The sequence below is a fragment of the Thioalkalivibrio sp. HK1 genome, from assembly GCA_000583135.1.
Taxonomy (GTDB): domain Bacteria; phylum Pseudomonadota; class Gammaproteobacteria; order HK1; family HK1; genus HK1.
This window is the reverse complement of the sequence record JFBG01000063.1, coordinates 1-15,932: the sequence shown is the minus strand read 5'-3', so window position 1 is coordinate 15,932 and position 15,932 is coordinate 1. Positions and strand designations below refer to the sequence as shown.

At 60.3% G+C, this 15,932-nt stretch carries 13 protein-coding genes and 1 pseudogene; 3 read left to right on the top strand and 11 right to left on the bottom strand.

Annotated elements, in window-relative coordinates; all coding sequences use genetic code 11:
- Nucleotides 1–62: 62 nt before the first annotated feature.
- Nucleotides 63–1,091, bottom strand: coding sequence for an endolytic transglycosylase MltG (gene mltG, locus BF99_RS0115650; RefSeq protein ID WP_231471411.1), 1,029 nt, complete (start codon nt 1,089–1,091; stop codon nt 63–65).
- Nucleotides 1,092–1,145: 54 nt separating this feature from the next.
- Between mltG and BF99_RS23090 the strand changes: the two genes are divergently transcribed.
- Nucleotides 1,146–1,343, top strand: coding sequence for a hypothetical protein (locus BF99_RS23090; protein ID WP_156013381.1), 198 nt, complete (start codon nt 1,146–1,148; stop codon nt 1,341–1,343).
- Here BF99_RS23090 and fabF read toward each other — a convergent pair.
- The 8 genes and pseudogenes from fabF to BF99_RS0115590 form a co-directional block, all read right to left on the bottom strand.
- Nucleotides 1,327–2,562: a beta-ketoacyl-ACP synthase II gene (gene fabF, locus BF99_RS0115635; protein WP_038098656.1), complete on the bottom strand. Its 1,236-nt coding sequence runs from the start codon at nt 2,560–2,562 to the stop codon at nt 1,327–1,329. The two genes, BF99_RS23090 and fabF, sit on opposite strands and share 17 nt — an antisense overlap.
- A 223-nt stretch (nt 2,563–2,785) precedes the next feature.
- Nucleotides 2,786–3,007: pseudogene (gene acpP, locus BF99_RS23820) on the bottom strand (acyl carrier protein); the annotation flags it as partial.
- A 330-nt stretch (nt 3,008–3,337) separates the two neighbouring features.
- On the bottom strand, nt 3,338–4,078 hold the full coding sequence (fabG, locus tag BF99_RS0115620; RefSeq protein WP_025771717.1) for a 3-oxoacyl-ACP reductase FabG: 741 nt from the start codon (nt 4,076–4,078) through the stop codon (nt 3,338–3,340).
- Nucleotides 4,079–4,161: 83 nt separating this feature from the next.
- Nucleotides 4,162–5,112: an ACP S-malonyltransferase gene (gene fabD, locus BF99_RS0115615; protein WP_025771716.1), complete on the bottom strand. Its 951-nt coding sequence runs from the start codon at nt 5,110–5,112 to the stop codon at nt 4,162–4,164.
- A 123-nt stretch (nt 5,113–5,235) separates the two neighbouring features.
- Nucleotides 5,236–6,228 (bottom strand): beta-ketoacyl-ACP synthase III, encoded by a 993-nt coding sequence (locus BF99_RS0115610; protein WP_025771714.1) that lies wholly within the window; start codon nt 6,226–6,228, stop codon nt 5,236–5,238.
- The gene (gene plsX, locus BF99_RS0115605; protein WP_025771713.1) at nt 6,225–7,307 is read right to left on the bottom strand and encodes a phosphate acyltransferase PlsX; all 1,083 of its coding nucleotides are present in this window, start codon (nt 7,305–7,307) and stop codon (nt 6,225–6,227) included. Before plsX ends, BF99_RS0115610 begins: the two co-directional genes overlap by 4 nt.
- A 215-nt stretch (nt 7,308–7,522) precedes the next feature.
- Nucleotides 7,523–7,717, bottom strand: coding sequence for a 50S ribosomal protein L32 (rpmF, locus tag BF99_RS0115595; RefSeq protein WP_025771712.1), 195 nt, complete (start codon nt 7,715–7,717; stop codon nt 7,523–7,525).
- 185 nt (nt 7,718–7,902) lie between these two features.
- Nucleotides 7,903–8,484: a YceD family protein gene (locus BF99_RS0115590; protein WP_197019181.1), complete on the bottom strand. Its 582-nt coding sequence runs from the start codon at nt 8,482–8,484 to the stop codon at nt 7,903–7,905.
- A 222-nt stretch (nt 8,485–8,706) separates the two neighbouring features.
- Here BF99_RS0115590 and BF99_RS0115580 point away from each other — a divergent pair, with 222 nt between their 5' ends.
- The gene (locus BF99_RS0115580) at nt 8,707–9,315 is read left to right on the top strand and encodes a Maf family protein (RefSeq protein WP_025771709.1); all 609 of its coding nucleotides are present in this window, start codon (nt 8,707–8,709) and stop codon (nt 9,313–9,315) included.
- A 131-nt stretch (nt 9,316–9,446) separates the two neighbouring features.
- Here BF99_RS0115580 and BF99_RS21195 read toward each other — a convergent pair whose 3' ends face one another.
- Both BF99_RS21195 and BF99_RS0115550 read right to left on the bottom strand, forming a co-directional pair.
- A complete protein-coding gene (locus BF99_RS21195; RefSeq protein ID WP_025771708.1) occupies nt 9,447–10,490 on the bottom strand; it encodes a S49 family peptidase in 1,044 nt (347 codons plus the stop codon).
- Between the two features lie 811 nt (nt 10,491–11,301).
- Complete coding sequence (locus BF99_RS0115550; protein ID WP_025771704.1) at nt 11,302–12,330, bottom strand: RluA family pseudouridine synthase; 1,029 nt, start codon at nt 12,328–12,330, stop codon at nt 11,302–11,304.
- 1,223 nt (nt 12,331–13,553) lie between these two features.
- Here BF99_RS0115550 and BF99_RS0115535 point away from each other — a divergent pair.
- Nucleotides 13,554–15,932 (top strand): Rne/Rng family ribonuclease (locus BF99_RS0115535; protein ID WP_025771700.1); only part of this gene is annotated, 2,379 nt, incomplete at its 3' end.

The window sequence follows — 15,932 nt, the reverse complement described above, 5'->3', positions numbered from 1 at the left end:
GGGCATCCATTGGAGAGAGGGTCGAGACTTGCGCCGGCGTCGGGCAACGAGGGCTCGAAAGATCAGGAGTTTTCATCCAATCGTCGCTTTTGCAGCTGGTATTTGCGCACCGCCGCTCGATGGTCGCGATAGCTGGTGGAAAAAACATGGCTCCCGTCGCCTCGGGAAACGAAATACAAGGAGCCGTCCTCGCGAGGGGCCAAAGTCGCCTCGATCGAAGCCCATCCGGGGATCGCGATCGGGGTCGGGGGAAGACCCTTGCGCACGTATGTGTTGTAAGGCGTATCGCGCACCAGATCGGAGCGGCGCAGATCCCCGTCGAAATCCTCACCGATACCGTAAATCACGGTGGGATCCGATTGCAGCCGCATCCCCAAGCGCAGCCGGGAGACGAAAACCCCCGCCACTTGCGCCCGCTCCTCGGGGGAGCCGGTTTCCTTTTCGACGATCGACGCCAAGATCAAGGCTTCGTCGAGGGTGGCCAAGGGGAGATCCGCTTGCCGCCGGGGCCACGCCGAGGCGAGCCGATCCGACATCGTCTCGAAGGCGCGGCGCAAGACATCGATATCGGCGGTGCCTTTGGGGAAATGATAGGTATCGGGAAAGAATCGCCCCTCGGGGTGCATCGTTGCTTGATCCAAACGACGCATGATCTCCTCGTCGTCGAGGCCCGGCAGGGTTTGCAGCAATACCTCGTCGGCGGCCAGATAGCGCCGCAGATCGCGAAAATTCCAACCCTCGACAATGGTGAAGGCATGTTGGACGACCTCCCCCGCCACCAGCTTGGCGAGCAGATCTTCGGCATCGATGCCGGGGGCGAAGGCGTATTCTCCGGCCTTGATCCGAGCCGCCAATCCCGTCATGCGGGCATGAAAGGCCAGCCATCGAGGGGACTCGATCACCCCGATTGCGTGGAGATCCTTTGCGACCTCACCGATCGACGCGCCCCGCCGCACCTCGTATACCACCGACTCGGCGAAGGACAAGGGGCGCTCCATCGCCCGCTTCCAATCAAGGAAAAGGGTGGCGGCGACCAAGGCGGCGACGAGAGCGAGGCCCGTCATCCACGAAACGATGCGCTTTGGGATCAAGGTCGACAATCCTTCGAGGGTACCCAAACGGCAAGAGGCGACGATCTCCCGACGATGCCACGAAATGCCCGCCCGAATATCGAAAGCGCCGGGCTCTTGGGGGTGATGCGAAAAAGCGCATCGATCACTGGTAAGGAGATTGGCTATTTCCTCACGCTATCGAAAGGAGCGAAGTGCCTGAAACCGTCTTCATCGCCTCGAACGAGACTGAAAGGACTCGAGCGATCCTCGATGCTCATCGATGGCGCTTGAAGATCAAGGTCCCGTTGGTGCCTCCGAATCCGAAGGAGTTGGACATCACCACGTCGATCTTCGAAGGGCGCGCCTGATGGGGGATGTAGTCCAAATCGCACTCATCGCCCGGCTCATCGAGGTTGATGGTCGGCGGGGCGACCCCGTCTCGGATCGCCAAGACCGAGAACACCGCCTCGACTCCGCCGGCGGCCCCGAGCAGATGACCGATCATGGATTTGGTGGAACTGATCATCAACTTGCGGGCGTGCCCTTCGAAGGTGCGCTTGACCGCCCGGGTTTCGATCACATCCCCGGCGGGGGTCGAAGTGCCGTGGGCGTTGATGTAATCCACGCTCTCGGGATTCATCTTGGCATCGCGCAGGGCGAGATCCATGCAACGCCGAGCGCCGTCGCCGTCTTCCGGCGGCAAGGTGATATGAAAAGCGTCGCTCGACATCCCGAAGCCTGCGAACTCCGCATAGATACGGGCATCGCGGGCGCGGGCGTGTTCCAAGGATTCGAGCACCATGATCCCCGCTCCGTCGCCCAATACGAAGCCGTCTCGATCCTTGTCCCAAGGGCGGCTTGCGGCTTCCGGGTCATCGTTTCGCGTCGAGAGCGCCCGCGCCGCCGCGAAACCGCCCAAGCCCATCGGCGAGGTGGCCATCTCCGCCCCCCCGGCGATCATCACATCGACATCGCCGCGCTCGATCATCCGCGCCGCGTTCCCGATATTATGGGTGCCGGTGGAACAGGCGGTGACGATGCCGTAGTTCGGCCCGCGGATGCCGTATTCGATCGAGAGATTGCCCGCGATCATATTGATGATATTGGAGGGAACGAAAAAAGGCGATATCTTGCGCGGACCGCCGGCAAGGAAGGCATCGTGCCCTTTTTCGATCCCCGGCAAGCCGCCGATGCCGGAGCCGATGGCGATGCCGATACGCTCCGGATCGCTTTTATCGACTTCGAGCGCGGCATCGGCAATCGCCTGCTTGGCGGCGACGATACCGTAGTGGATGAAGGGATCGGTCTTGCGCGCCTCCTTCGGCGGCAGCCAAGGATCGAGATCCAAACCCCTTACCATGGCCCCGATCCGACTCCTGAACTCGCTGACATCGAAGGCATCGATGCGGCGCACCCCACTGCGACCGGCGAGGATATTCTCCCAGCTCTCCTCGACGCCATGCCCGACCGCGGTGGTAAGGCCAAGACCGGTAACGACGATTCGGCGCATCAGGCCGCTCTTCCAATCAAGGCTTCGTTATCCATGAAGATCGCAAGATCGAGTGCCCGTAGCCCCGCTTCGATCATCGCTCGGTGAAGTCGGCATCGGCACCGGAGGATGATTTGCCGGACGAGGGGGGTAAATAAGCATCGGCACCGGAGGATGGTTTGCCGGACGATGAGGGGAAATCGGCATCGGCATCGGAGGATGAATCGTCGGATGCATTTTGTTGATTGATGTAGTCGATCGCACCTTGCACCGTCGTGATATCCTGGGATTTCTCATCCGGAATCTGGCACTCGAACTCGTCTTCGAGGGCCATGATCAAATCGACCGTCGCCAGCGAATCCGCCCCGAGATCGTCCACGAAGGAGGAGGTCAGGGCAATCTCGCTTTCCTCGACGCCGAGCTGCTCGGCAACGATTTTCTTGACTCGTTCTTCCACTTTGCTCATTTGAGAGGATTCCTGTACTTGGAGGTCCAAATAGCGATCGACACGCCAACGCCCGTCTTTTCGCATCGCTACCGAAAGATGCGCGTTACCGTCCTCATCCCCCGAAGATCATCGACCGCTCGATCAAGGCAGGCGAGCGAGGATCGCAAGCGTATGGGGGCCGCTTGATAGTGTAGTCAATGCGACTTCGGATGGCAAAATACCCGATCGATGGCAATGCTCGAAAACTTGCGATATCGCAGGCGCGATGACGCAAACGCGATGATGGAGACTGCCGTCGGAACAATCGGGACGTTCGACTTCATGGGCCATCGTTTCAACCCAATCGTTTCAACCCATATACATCCCGCCGTTGACGTGCAAGGTCTCGCCGGTGATATAGGCCGCTGCGGGCGAGGCGAGGAAGACGACGGCGGCGGCGACATCCTCGGGAAGACCGAATCTGCCCAAGGGCACCGATTGCGTCAATCGATCGCGCTGATCAAGGGTCAGCGAGCGAGTCATATCGGTATCGATGAATCCCGGGGCGACGGCATTGACGGTGATCCCCCTCGGGCCGACCTCCCGCGCCAAAGCCCGCGTGAAGCCGACGATCCCGGCCTTGGCCGCTGCGTAGTTGGTCTGCCCCGCATTGCCGACGAACCCGACCACCGAGGTGATATTGACGATCCGCCCTCCCCGGCGCTTCATCAGATGCCTCGAGCACTCCTTGGAAGTCCGATAGACGGAGCCGAGATCGGTTTCGATCACGCTTTGCCACTGCTCCTCGCTCATCCGTGCCAAAAGGGTATCCCGGCTGATCCCGGCATTGTTGACGAGAATTCCCGGCATCGATCCCCGCTCGGCGAGATCGGCGAAACCCGCCGCCACCGAATCGGCATCGGAGACATCGAGCACCATCCCGGTCCCGGGCACCGGAGCGTTTGCCAACGATCGTTCGATCTCCTGCGCCCCCGGGAGGGAGGTGGCGGTGCCGATCACCCTCGCCCCTCGTTCGGCCAAGGCCCGAGCCACGGCGGATCCGATACCTCGGCTCGCACCGGTTACCAGCGCAATTTCGCCTTCGAAAATCACTTTCGATCTCCTCGGTCGGTTCTTGTCGATCTCGAGTCTCGTATCGACCGGGCGGCGATCCCGTCGATAAAGAACGCCACCTAGCCCCGGGACTGGATCGTCTGCAGAGCCTGCTCCAACGAGGGGGTGTCGTGCACCGCCAAGACCTGCAGATCGCGATCGATGCGCCGCGCAAGCCCGGCGAGCACTCGCCCCGGACCGAATTCGATCGCCGTTTTCACCCCCCGCTCGCCCATCGAGGCGATGCAGCGACTCCATTGCACCGGGAGAGTGAGCTGATCCACGAGGGCCGTGCGAATTTCGCCTCCCTTGCGATGCGAAAGAAGGTCCGCATTATGCAAAACCGACAGTCTCGGGGGGCGAAGATCGATGGCGGCCAAAAGCCCTTCCAACCGCTGCGCCGCCGGGGCCATCAGCGGACAGTGCACCGGGACGCTCATCGGCAAACGAACGATCTTCTTCGCCCCGGCGCAGCGCATGGACTCCATGGCGCGCTCCAAGGCCTCGATATCACCGGCGATCGCCACTTGCCTCGGGGCATTGAAATTGACCGCAAAGACCTGCCCCGGATCCGAATCGTCGCAAACCTCGGCGCACAAGGAGACGACCTCCTCGTCCTTCAAACCGAGTACGGCGGCGATCCCGCCCTCGCCCTCGGGCACCGCCTCTTGCATGAAACGCCCGCGTGCGGCCACGATGCGCACCGCATCCGAAAAATCGATGGCTCCGAAGGCGGCGAGGGCGGAATATTCCCCCAAGCTATGTCCGGCGGCGATTTCGGGATCGGCTCCTTGATTCGCCGACCAACAACGCCAGACCGCCACCCCGGCCGCCAGCATCGCCGGTTGGGTGCGTTCGGTCTCCTGCAATCGCTTATCCGGCCCCTGCTGCACGAGGGACCAAAGGTCATAGCCCAAGGCCTCGGAAGCCTCGGTGAAGGTCTCGCCCACCTGCGGGCACGAAGCGGCCAGATCGGAAAGCATGCCGACCGCTTGGGAGCCCTGCCCGGGAAAGAGCGCAGCGAATGTCATCGATCGAAATAACCTCGTTCTTTCGCCTTCGAAAAAGAGTCGCCCGGCCTTTGAATGCCCGCAGCGCACGCCGACCCGATTCGGATGGACGGGCAAGGCGCCCCCTTCGGCCGGATCAATCGCTCAATAACGCACCAAGGCCGAACCCCACGTGAATCCACCGCCGAAGGCCTCGAGAAGGAGCATCTGACCCGGTTCGATGCGACCGTCGCGCACCGCGGTGTCGAGGGCCAAGGGCACCGAGGCGGCGGAGGTGTTGCCGTGCTCGCCGACGGTGACGATCACCTTGTCCATCGATATCCCGAGCTGACGCGTGGTGGCCTCGATGATGCGAATATTCGCCTGATGGGGGATCAACCAATCGATCCGGGATTGATCGATCCCGTTGGCGCTCAAGGTCTCCTCCACGATCCGGCCCAAAGCCCGCACCGCGAAGCGAAAAACCTCCTTGCCCTTCATCATCGTGCGCGCCTTGCCCGCCGGTGCTTTGGCATCCGGCGGACCCTCGATGGCGACCTTGCCATGCGGAGTCCCGCCCTCGACATAAAGCAGCGATTCGCCGCTGCCGTCGGCATGAAGATGGGTCGAGAGCACCCCGGGGGTCGAAGAGGCTTCCAATACCACCGCCCCCGCTCCGTCTCCGAAAAGCACGCAGGTCGAGCGGTCCGACCAATCCAGAAGGCGAGAATGGGTATCGGCGCCGACCACCAGCACCCGCTTTGCGCTCTTCGCCCGCACGAATTTCTCGGCGACCCCCAAGGCATAGATAAAACCGGTGCAGACCGCTTGCACATCGAAGGCGGTGCAGCCCATGGCCCCGATTCGAGCCTGCAAGCGGCAGGCGGTCGAGGGATAGATTCGATCCGGAGTCGCGGTTCCGACCACGATCAGATCCAACGTGGATGCCTCCACCCCGGCGGCGGCGAGGGCGTTTCGCGCCGCTCCTTCGGCCAGATCCACGGTCGTTTGATCGTCGGCGACCAGATGTCGCCGACGGATACCGGTTCGCTCTCGAATCCAGTCGTCGCTGGTATCGAGATCCCGCGCAAGCACCTCGTTGGTGAGAATTCGCTCCGGCAAACACGAGCCGGTACCGATGATGCGAGGATAGATCACGCCTCCTCTCCGATCGCCATGTCGGCGGAGGTATCGGTATCGCCCAAGGAGGGCTCGCAGAGATTTTCAACCGCATCGAGAGAGGCGGCGATATCCTCGCCGATCCGACCCGGGACATTCTTGCCGGTTTCGGCGACGGCTTCGAGGATCGCCCGCCGCCAAGCGACGACATCCGCACTCCCGTGGCTCTTGATCACGATTTTGCGCAAACCCACGAAGCTCGCACCGTTATATCGGCGAGGGTCCATGCGGCGACCCACCGAGCGCAATACCGGGCTCGCCAGCAAGCCTGCAAGACGGGTAACGGGGTTGCGCCGGAATTCGCGGCGAGCGATATCGGAGATCATGCGCGCCACCCCCTCGCTCGACTTCAAGGCGATATTGCCGACAAAGCCATCGCAGACCACCACATCGGCCGCGCCTTGGTAGATACCATCCCCCTCGACGAAACCGATGTAGTTGAGATCGCTCTTTTCCAACAGCTGCGCCGCTTCGCGCACCTGCTCGTTGCCCTTGATGACTTCCTGACCGATATTGAGCAGCCCGACCCGGGGGCGATCGATCTCGTCCACCGCGCTGGTCAGTGCCGACCCCATCACCGCGAATTCCAGTAAGTGGCGGGGGGGGGATTCGATATTCGCCCCCAGATCCAGAACATGGGTTTGTCCTCGGATCGTGGGCAAAGCGGAGATGATGGCGGGGCGGGAAACACCGGGCAGGGTCTTGAGGACGAAACGGGCGATGGCCATCAACGCGCCGGTATTGCCAGCGCTGATGCAGGCATCGGCTTGGCCTTCGTGCACCAAATCGATGGCCAAACGCATCGACGACTCGCGCTTCGAACGCAGTGCCCTCGCCGGTGGCTCGTCCATCTCCACCACTTCGGGAGCATGTTGGATACGAAGACGCCGAGAGCGCGACGAAGCCTCGAGTTTGGACTCGATCGCCGATCGATCCCCGCATAGGATCAGATCCACATCATCCCGCTCGGCGACGATCCCCAAGGCTGCGGGGACCACGACCTGCGGGCCATGATCCCCTCCCATCGCATCGACGGCGATCGTGATATTCGCGGTCATCGAGATCAAGCCCTCGGATCAGGCGCAGCACCCTCGAGATCGGGGTCGAAAACGCGACCCGAACCACACCCGAACACCCTCGGGCAGGACATGAGGGTCTTGCGGGGCATCCGGAATGTCTCGGGGCTCGTATCGCCGAAAGATAGCCCCGCTCGCTTCGAGGCCCCTTCGATCATGCGCTTCGTTCAAGATTCGGCGGGCGGGCGGATCGAGGCTCAACGATCCTGCGGATCGTCTTCTTCGGTGCGGATGACCTTGCGCCCCCGGTAATAGCCATCGGGGCTGACATGGTGTCGAAGATGCACCTCGCCGGTTTCGGGATCCACGGCGGTGGTCTGGGAACGAAGACGATCGTGGGCTCGACGCATACCGCGTTTCGAAGGGGATTTTTTATTCTGCTGAACGGCCATGGTCTCGGCTCTCCTGAAAAAAATGGGGCTCCAAAGGCGCTATTGTAATGTGAAGTCTCGACCGACCGCCCGCCGATGCCTTGCAAGGAGTCTCCCAAGGGCGATTTCTCTTGACGAGAGGAATGATGAGGGTGAGCGATGGATCCCGACAAGACATCCGAATCGGATGCTCTTTCGGCGTTCTTTCAGCGTTTTTCGATGAGAGAATCCAAGGCGGCGAAAGGACTGCGAGCGGGATCGGCGGAGTTCGACGGGGCGGGATCGATGGCGGCGAGCGTCGGTATCCGGCAGATCTCGCCTTCGGGCAAAGACCCCTCCTCATGCTTGGGGATATCGGGCAAAGCGAGCAGGATCTCGTCCTCGATCACCTCCTCGAGCATCAGCCGTCCTTCGGGACAATACAGGATCTCGGATGCCCTTGAATCCGCACTCGGATCGGCTTGCATATCCTCCTTGCGGCTTAGGATCCGAAAATGCGATCGGGTGTCGATCCGATGGTCGAAGGGTTCCAAACAACGCTGACAACGCAGGACCACAGTGGCGCATATCCCGACACGAAGCCGCAGCGCACCGCCATCGTCGCGCCGGAATTCGAGGCGGTAGCGGATGGGCTCTGACGAAAAGCGAACGATCCCAAAGGCGATCCCCTCAAGGCACTGTGCCGAAAGACGGGGCATCGACGAGGGCGATACCTCCCCTTCGAGCGTCGCCCGGCGAGCGGCGAGATCATCGACTTCCAAGGGCATCGAGAAGGGATCTAAGTTCATGATTTCGAAGATGGTAGCGGATTTGGACAACATGGCGGGCGGCGGCGGGTTCGAAGACCGACCCGGATCGAGGCCGCTTATCGACCGGCATCATGCGCCGGATGCCTAAGATGGCGATGAACGATGACTTGGCTTTTTTTGTGACTTTTTCCTCGAAAGGATCGTCATGATCGTTCCCGATCCCCTCCTTCGGCCACGGGCCCGACAAAAAAGGAAGCCTCGATGCCCCCGTTGATCCTGGCCTCTTCCTCGCCTTCTCGTCGATCGTTGCTTGCAAGGCTAGGTCTTGCCTTCACGGTGATGCCTCCCGATATAGACGAAAGCCCGCTTGCCCATGAGACTCCGAAAGCCCTTGCAATGCGCCTGTCGATGGAAAAGGCGCAGGCGGTGGCAAGGGGGTTGGAAAAGGGCTTGGTCATCGGCTCCGATCAAGTGGCGACGGTCGACGAGCGCTTGTTAGGCAAACCCGGGGGCCACGCCGAGAACCTCGATCAGCTGCGTTCGGCGAGCGGAAAGTGGATGGAATTTCACACCGGGATCGCGCTCATCGATGCGCAAAGCAACCAGATGCAGGTCGATGCGGTGCCCTTTGGCGTCAAATTGCGCACCCTGAGCGAAGACGATATCGCATCTTATGTCGCGCACGAGCGAGCCTTCGACTGCGCCGGGGGATTCAAGGCGGAGCGTTTGGGCTGCACCATCTTCGAGGAAACGAGGGGACCCGATCCCACGGCCTTGCTCGGCTTGCCGATGATTCGCCTGTGCGCGATGCTGCGCAACGCCGGATTCGATCCGCTGTCGGTGCTATCGAAGAGCGGGCAGGAGAAATAGTTCGCTGCGGATAAGGATCGACCGATTTCTCTTGCGAGATTGTCGTCCCCTCGACGGCTACGCGACGGGCTGCATGCCGATACCCCGGTATCGACGGGGACGATGGGCGATGGCGGCGAGAGAGGCCATCGTCAGCGAATCGTCGGGGGGCGGGAGAACGCCGAAGCCGGATCTTCGCTCACGATTCCGATCCTCGTCAGGGTCTGAGCGAGATCGTCGAGGATATCGATGTAGTCGTAGGTCGGATAGACGGTGAAGTCGGCAATCTCCTCGACCCCGATGATTTCCCGCGCCACGTCGTCGACGCTGCGCAGACCGTCGATCAAGCCCAACGAGAGGGCCTCCTCCCCGGTCCAAAAAGCGCCGCTGAAAATATCGATACCCCGCGGCCGCAAGCGCTCCCCCCGTCCTTGTTCGACGGCCTCGACGAATTGTCGATGCACCTGCTCGATCAGGATTTGCGCTCGAAGGGCATCCTTTTCTTCGAGCGGGGAAAAGGGATCGAGGAATTGCTTGTCATCGCCGGAGGTGAAAACTCGCCTTTCGATCCCCCATTCCTCCATCGCCTCGTCGAAACCGAAATCCTCGATCTTGACTCCGATCGAGCCGACGAGACTGGCACGGTTGGCATGGATGATATCGGCGGCGGCCGCCACATAATAGGCGGCGGAGGCCCCGATATCGACAATCACCGCATAGACCGAAATATCGGGATATATCGCGCGCAGCCTCAAGATCTCATCGTAGATGATGCCCGCTTGCACCGGGCTTCCCCCGGGACTGTTGATCCGCAAGATGATCGCGGCGGTATCCTCGTGTTCGAAGGCCGCTCGCAATCCATCGTTGACGAGATCGGCGCTGGCATCGCTCCAATCGGCGATCTCCCCGTAAATATCGATCAGCGCGGTATGTCGTCCGCCGGGGACGGTATCGGCCTCGAAATCATCGGGGATCAATAAAAATCCGACTCCGAGAAAAAGACCCAAGAATATCAAGCGAAAGGCGATACGCCACCTACGGGCGGCTCGCTGCTCTTCAAGGGAGGCGAAGGCCAAGCGGGCGAGCAGTTCCCTTTCCCCGCGGGCATGATCGCCCGAGGCACCCCCTTTTCCCGTTGCCGAGGAAGGGCCGTAGGCAGATGCGGAATCGTAGGGGTCTGTGAAATCGTCATTCACGGAAAAACGCCCTCGTCGGCTACCTGCGACCGAGCCCGAGGATCGGCCGCTTCATGCCTCGATCAAAAGGATATTCGAAGGATCGAAATGGCGGGAATGCGCTTTTTTCGACCGATCCATCGACCGACGCCTCTTTCGATCGACAAGGATCGGCGGATATCGACATCTTTTTCCAAGCAAAGTCTATCATGGCCCTATCCTTGCGGGCTCATCGATGATATCCTTTCGATGACGATATCCCATCGAGATTGCGAATGTCTCGCAGGATATGCTTGCGGATCGATGCCGGTGGGCCTAAACGACAAGTAAAGAGGCGGGGGTCGAACCCCGCCGTCTCTCGGCGGATCGATGCGATGGGCGATTACAATATCGATTGAATGACGATCCATTGACGGGGGTATAAAAGGATATATCAATCATATTCAATATCTAAATCGATCCGATATCGAACATTTTCGGGTGGATCATCTCTATGGCAACGGGGTTATCTATATAAGAGCAATATGATTTTCAAATAGCGAGATCACCGAGATCGGCAATGATTTCCTCCATCCAACGATCGACGATGACGGGATTGAAGGGTCATCCGATCGATCTTGACAACGGCGATCGCTCCATACATTCAACGATCGATGATCCGTGAATGTGAAAATTGTCCCGTTATCGATCCATCTCGGATATGGCCAATGCCCGTAGGCGAACGATACTGTCCTTACGCCCTATCGCTTCGATACGAAGCCTCGAAGCCCCGCCGAAAAAAACCATCCTCGAAATCTCGATGGCGCTTCGAAAGGGATCGGGATCCGATCGATCAAGCGTGTCGATCGGCGTCGTTTTCGGCATGCGGATGGCGAAGACCCGAAGCCGTCAGCGACGACTTCAGATCCTCGCCCAAAGGCGCATGAAAGCGCATTCGCAAATCACCCGACCCATCCGATCCCTTGCTCATCGGCAGCGTGATCGATGATGCATGCAAGAACAGGCGATGCAAGCCGAGATCGCGCATTCGTCGATTGAATGCGCGATCGCCGTACTTGCGATCGCCGGCCAAAAAAAGGCCGAGGCTCGCTGCATGGACCCGGATCTGATGGGTGCGGCCGGTAAGGGGACGGGCCCGTACGAGGCTTGCGATCTCCCCCCTCGCCAAGGGCTCGAAACGGGTGCGAGAGGGTTTTCCCGTGGAATCGACCCTCACGATGCGATCGAGATGATGTCGTTCCTCGCGCTTCAACGGGGCATCGCAGACCAAGGGCTTCGAGCCGCAATCTCCCTTCACCAGCAAAAGATATTCCTTGCGCACGCTGCCTTGACGGATGGCCTTGTGCAATTCCTTCAATGTCGTGCGATCGACGGCGATCACCAAACAACCCGAAGTGTCTCGATCGAGACGATGCACCAACTCCAAGCGCCGCAAATCCGGTCGCAACGCCCTCAAAGATTCGATCACCCCGAAGTCGATGCCGCTGCCGCCGTGCACCGCGATCCCCGAGGGCTTGTCGAGCACGATCAAGCGCTCGTCCTCGTGCAGGATCGCTCGTTCGATCATGCGCTTGTCGGAGGGGGTCGGGGAGCGAGCGGGTTCGCTCTCGGGATTGAAACGCAGCGGAGGGATGCGCACCAGATCCCCCGTCGCCAATCGATAGTGCTGTCGCACCCTGGCCCGATTGACCCGTACTTCGCCTCGACGCAAGAGACGATAGATATGGGGGCGCGGCACTCCCTTGAGCCGGCCCATCAGGTAGTTGTCGATCCTCTGCCCGGAAAAGTCCTCGTCCACGACGACCCGCTGTGCGGCTTCGTAGCGCATCCCCTCGAAAGACCCTCTCGCCGGACGATTCATCGACGACACCGTATCAGTTCGAACAACGCAGCTCTTTGGCTTCCCGAAGACGCACTTTTCCAAGATAGCACCGATAGTCGATAGCCTCTCGGGGGGGGGCTGGAAAAAAACCCGATAATCTGTTATATTGCTTTGGGCATTCGGCCCCGGCATCCGAACGCCCCTCCGTCGATGAATTTTTATCGCGGAAAAAAGCGCTCGCCCCTCGTCATCGAAATAAAAAGTACGAGCGGGAGATGGACGATCGATGATGTAGACGATCCGAGGATTATACGAGCGAATCTGCCAAGCGTGACTGTCGGCATTGCCGTCGACGCTGCCCAAAATGCCGGATATCGAAGAAACGATCGCTTATCGACGATCATCGAGAATTGGCAGGTGCCGAATTCAATATCGGCATGCCCCGAGATCGAGGAAACGATTTTTTTTCGAACGTCGAATCATCAACGCGACGCCGAAACGCAGGCGAAGCGAAGAACGGGAGTCAACGACAGGATTCTAAAGAATCGTCGAGAGCATCCCTTTGTCGCATGGTACTTGGTTGTCGACCATGCACGACAAGGGCGGCATCGACGAAGGATCGACTTGATCCTCGGGGCCGAAGAACGATGTCCGCGGCAATGCTTAGGATCGCCGCCGCCGGATATACCTTCCCCCTACGCGATGCGGGACTTCGAAGACGACGATCCGAAGCCCGAATCGAGAGGCAGGCGAAGTGGCGGATCATCCATCGATCAAGAACCTGTCGCGCACGATCAATGTGCATGACGACATGTAAAGATGGCAAAGTGAACGAAAGCCCGGATGGCTCTTCAGGTAATGGCAAGGCCGGTTGAAAGACGATGATGCCCGAGGTCGGATCTGACACCCCCTTGGGCGAAACAAGAGTCTATTGCCTCATCCGGGGCTTTGGAAACACGGATAAGGATCGAGCATTCAAGGTTGTTGTAGCCCGATTTCAAGCAAAGCCCTTTGAAAGGCAGGCTCCTTGAGATGAAGGGATATCGTGATTTCGGTGCGCTCCCGACGGATCCGATGAAACGATCGGTCGGATAGGGCGATAACGGGGATCTTTGGAAAATAAAACCCCGATGCCCGGTAAAAGCGTCATCATCCTTGAATGCCATCCTTATGCCTTCGATACATACATCCCCTCTTCGATCTTCTCCTCGTTTTCGGTCGATGAATGCCGCGGCGGCGGCGTCTGACCGGACTCAACGTCAATGAAACGTATGCTGATCAACGCAACCCAGCCCGAGGAATGCCGGGTTGCGATGGTGGATGGACAATTCCTCTACGATCTCGATATCGAAGTTGCCGCCAGAGGGCAACGAAAAGCCAGTATCTACAAAGCGAAGGTCGTCAGAGTCGAGCCCAGCCTCGAAGCGGCTTTCGTGGATTACGGTGCGGAGCGGCATGGCTTCCTCCCCTTCAAGGAAGTGGCTCATGAATATTGCGCCGGACGCAAGAATGCGGCGGGCCAACCCGCTTCGGTGCGCGACACTCTGGTCGAGGGCATGGAGCTCCTCGTGCAAGTGGAAAAGGAAGAGCGGGGCCGTAAAGGAGCGGCGCTCACCACCTTTCCGAGTCTGGCCGGACGCTATTTGGTATTGATGCCCAACAACCCCAGGGCGGGGGGGATTTCCCGCCGGGTCGAGGGGGACGAGCGCAGCGATCTGCGCGAAGTTCTCAGCGCCTTGGAAATCCCCTCGGGGATGGGTTTGATCGTACGCACCGCCGGGGTCGGAAAATCCAAAGAGGAACTGCAACGGGATCTCGACTATCTATTGCGCTTATGGCGCGCCATCGATGCCGCGGCCAAGGAGCGCCCCTCTCCCTTTCTCGTCTATCAGGAAAGCAATATCATCATCCGGGCGATCCGGGACTATTTCAGCCGGGATATCGGTCAGATCCTGATCGACAACGCCAAAGTGCACCAAGAGGCGCTGGAGTTCATCAACCAGGTCATGCCCGAGAGCGCTTCGAGGGTGGTGCACTATACCGACCGGGTCCCTTTGTTCAGCCGCTATCAGATCGAAAGCCAGATCGAATCCGCCTTTTCCCACTCGGTGAGTCTCCCCTCGGGAGGGAGCATCGTCATCGATCATACCGAGGCGTTGATCAGCATCGATGTCAATTCCGCTCGCTCCACCCGCGGCGGGGATATCGAGGAGACCGCCCTTGGCACGAATCTGGAAGCCGCCGACGAGATCGGTCGCCAATTGAGGCTGCGCGATGCCGGGGGGCTGATCGTCATCGACTTCATCGACATGACCCCGAGCCGCAACCAACGCGAGGTCGAGAACCGACTGCGCGACGCCCTCAAAGAGGATCGGGCACGAATCCAACTCGGACGCATTTCGCGTTTCGGATTGCTCGAGATGTCGCGTCAGCGTTTGCGGCCCTCGTTGGGCGAATCCAGCCAACACACCTGCTCGACCTGCAACGGCCAAGGCACCGTCCGGGGGCCGGAATCCCTCTCCCTCTCGATACTGCGACTCCTCGACGAGGAAGCGATGAAGGAGATGACGAATCGGGTGATCGCCCGCCTTCCGCTCGAGGTCGCCTCCTTCCTCCTCAACGAGAAGCGAGAGGGGATCTCCGAGATCGAAAGGCGCAATAAGGTGCGCATCGTCCTCGTACCCGATCCGCAGATGATCTTGCCGAATTACGAGGTGGAGCGAGTGCGCGAAGACAATCGCGAACACGAGGTCCATCACCAGTCGAGCTACGAGCTGATGAGCCGCCCCGATGCCGCCGATGCCATCGAGATACGGCCGGATACCCCACGAGATCGAGCGGACGAACCGGCGGTCAAATTGGTCCGAAGCCCGGCGCCTCCCCCTTCGAGTCCATCGCAACCCTCGATCGACATCGACTCGAGGGTTGCCGAGAAATCGGATGGCCCGAAGTCGGAAGGGGATAAAAAGACCGGCTGGCTGTCTCGAATCCTGCAAGGATTGTTCTCGCGCACCGAGGAGGAGGCCAAGCCGCAAGAAAAAGCCAAGGATCCGGCGCATGAGAGAAGAACGCGGCGGCCGCGCTCTTCCAATCGCAGCGAAGGCGGCAGGCGGGGTCCGGAGCGAGGCCGGGGGCGAGGACAAAAAACCGGCGGCGATCCTTCGAGCGAAAGCGATCGTCGACGGCGTACGAACGAAAGACCGGCCGCGGCTTCTGCAAGCCGGGAAGAACCCCGCCAGGACTCTCGTCGTCAACGCCCTCCTTCGGATAGAACACCGGCGGGGCATCGTCAAGGCAGTGCCGGTTCGACGAGCGCGATGCATCCCCGGGAAGAGGCCAAGGAGCCGCAAGTTCGCTCCACCGAGGCCTTGCAAGGATCGGCATCGGCGGCGGCCCATCAATCATCGGATCGCGATGCGGGCGATGGGCTCAATCGCCCCCGGCGCACTCGACGCGGGAGGCGCGGCGGAAGCCGTCGGCGAGAGGAGAGCCATCTCGATCCCATCGGCGGCGATCACGAAAACGTCATCGATTCCCCGCAAGCGGGGGGTGCGCATCGAAGTCCGCCCGCCCCCGCCGCCCGCCCCTCGGGATCCGGCATGCCTGAGCCGACGAATCAGTCTTTCACGAACCCCCCACCG

Bases quoted from the DNA above. Each gene is read 5' to 3' on its own strand.
- BF99_RS23090 (WP_156013381.1), top strand. From the start codon at position 1,146: ATGCCACGAAATGCCCGCCCGAATATCGAAAGCGCCGGGCTCTTGGGG.
- fabF (WP_038098656.1), bottom strand. From the start codon at position 2,562: ATGCGCCGAATCGTCGTTACCGGTCTTGGCCTTACCACCGCGGTCGGG.
- fabD (WP_025771716.1), bottom strand. From the start codon at position 5,112: ATGACATTCGCTGCGCTCTTTCCCGGGCAGGGCTCCCAAGCGGTCGGC.
- plsX (WP_025771713.1), bottom strand. From the start codon at position 7,307: ATGACCGCGAATATCACGATCGCCGTCGATGCGATGGGAGGGGATCAT.
- rpmF (WP_025771712.1), bottom strand. From the start codon at position 7,717: ATGGCCGTTCAGCAGAATAAAAAATCCCCTTCGAAACGCGGTATGCGT.
- BF99_RS0115590 (WP_197019181.1), bottom strand. From the start codon at position 8,484: ATGAACTTAGATCCCTTCTCGATGCCCTTGGAAGTCGATGATCTCGCC.
- BF99_RS0115580 (WP_025771709.1), top strand. From the start codon at position 8,707: ATGCCCCCGTTGATCCTGGCCTCTTCCTCGCCTTCTCGTCGATCGTTG.
- BF99_RS0115550 (WP_025771704.1), bottom strand. From the start codon at position 12,330: ATGAATCGTCCGGCGAGAGGGTCTTTCGAGGGGATGCGCTACGAAGCC.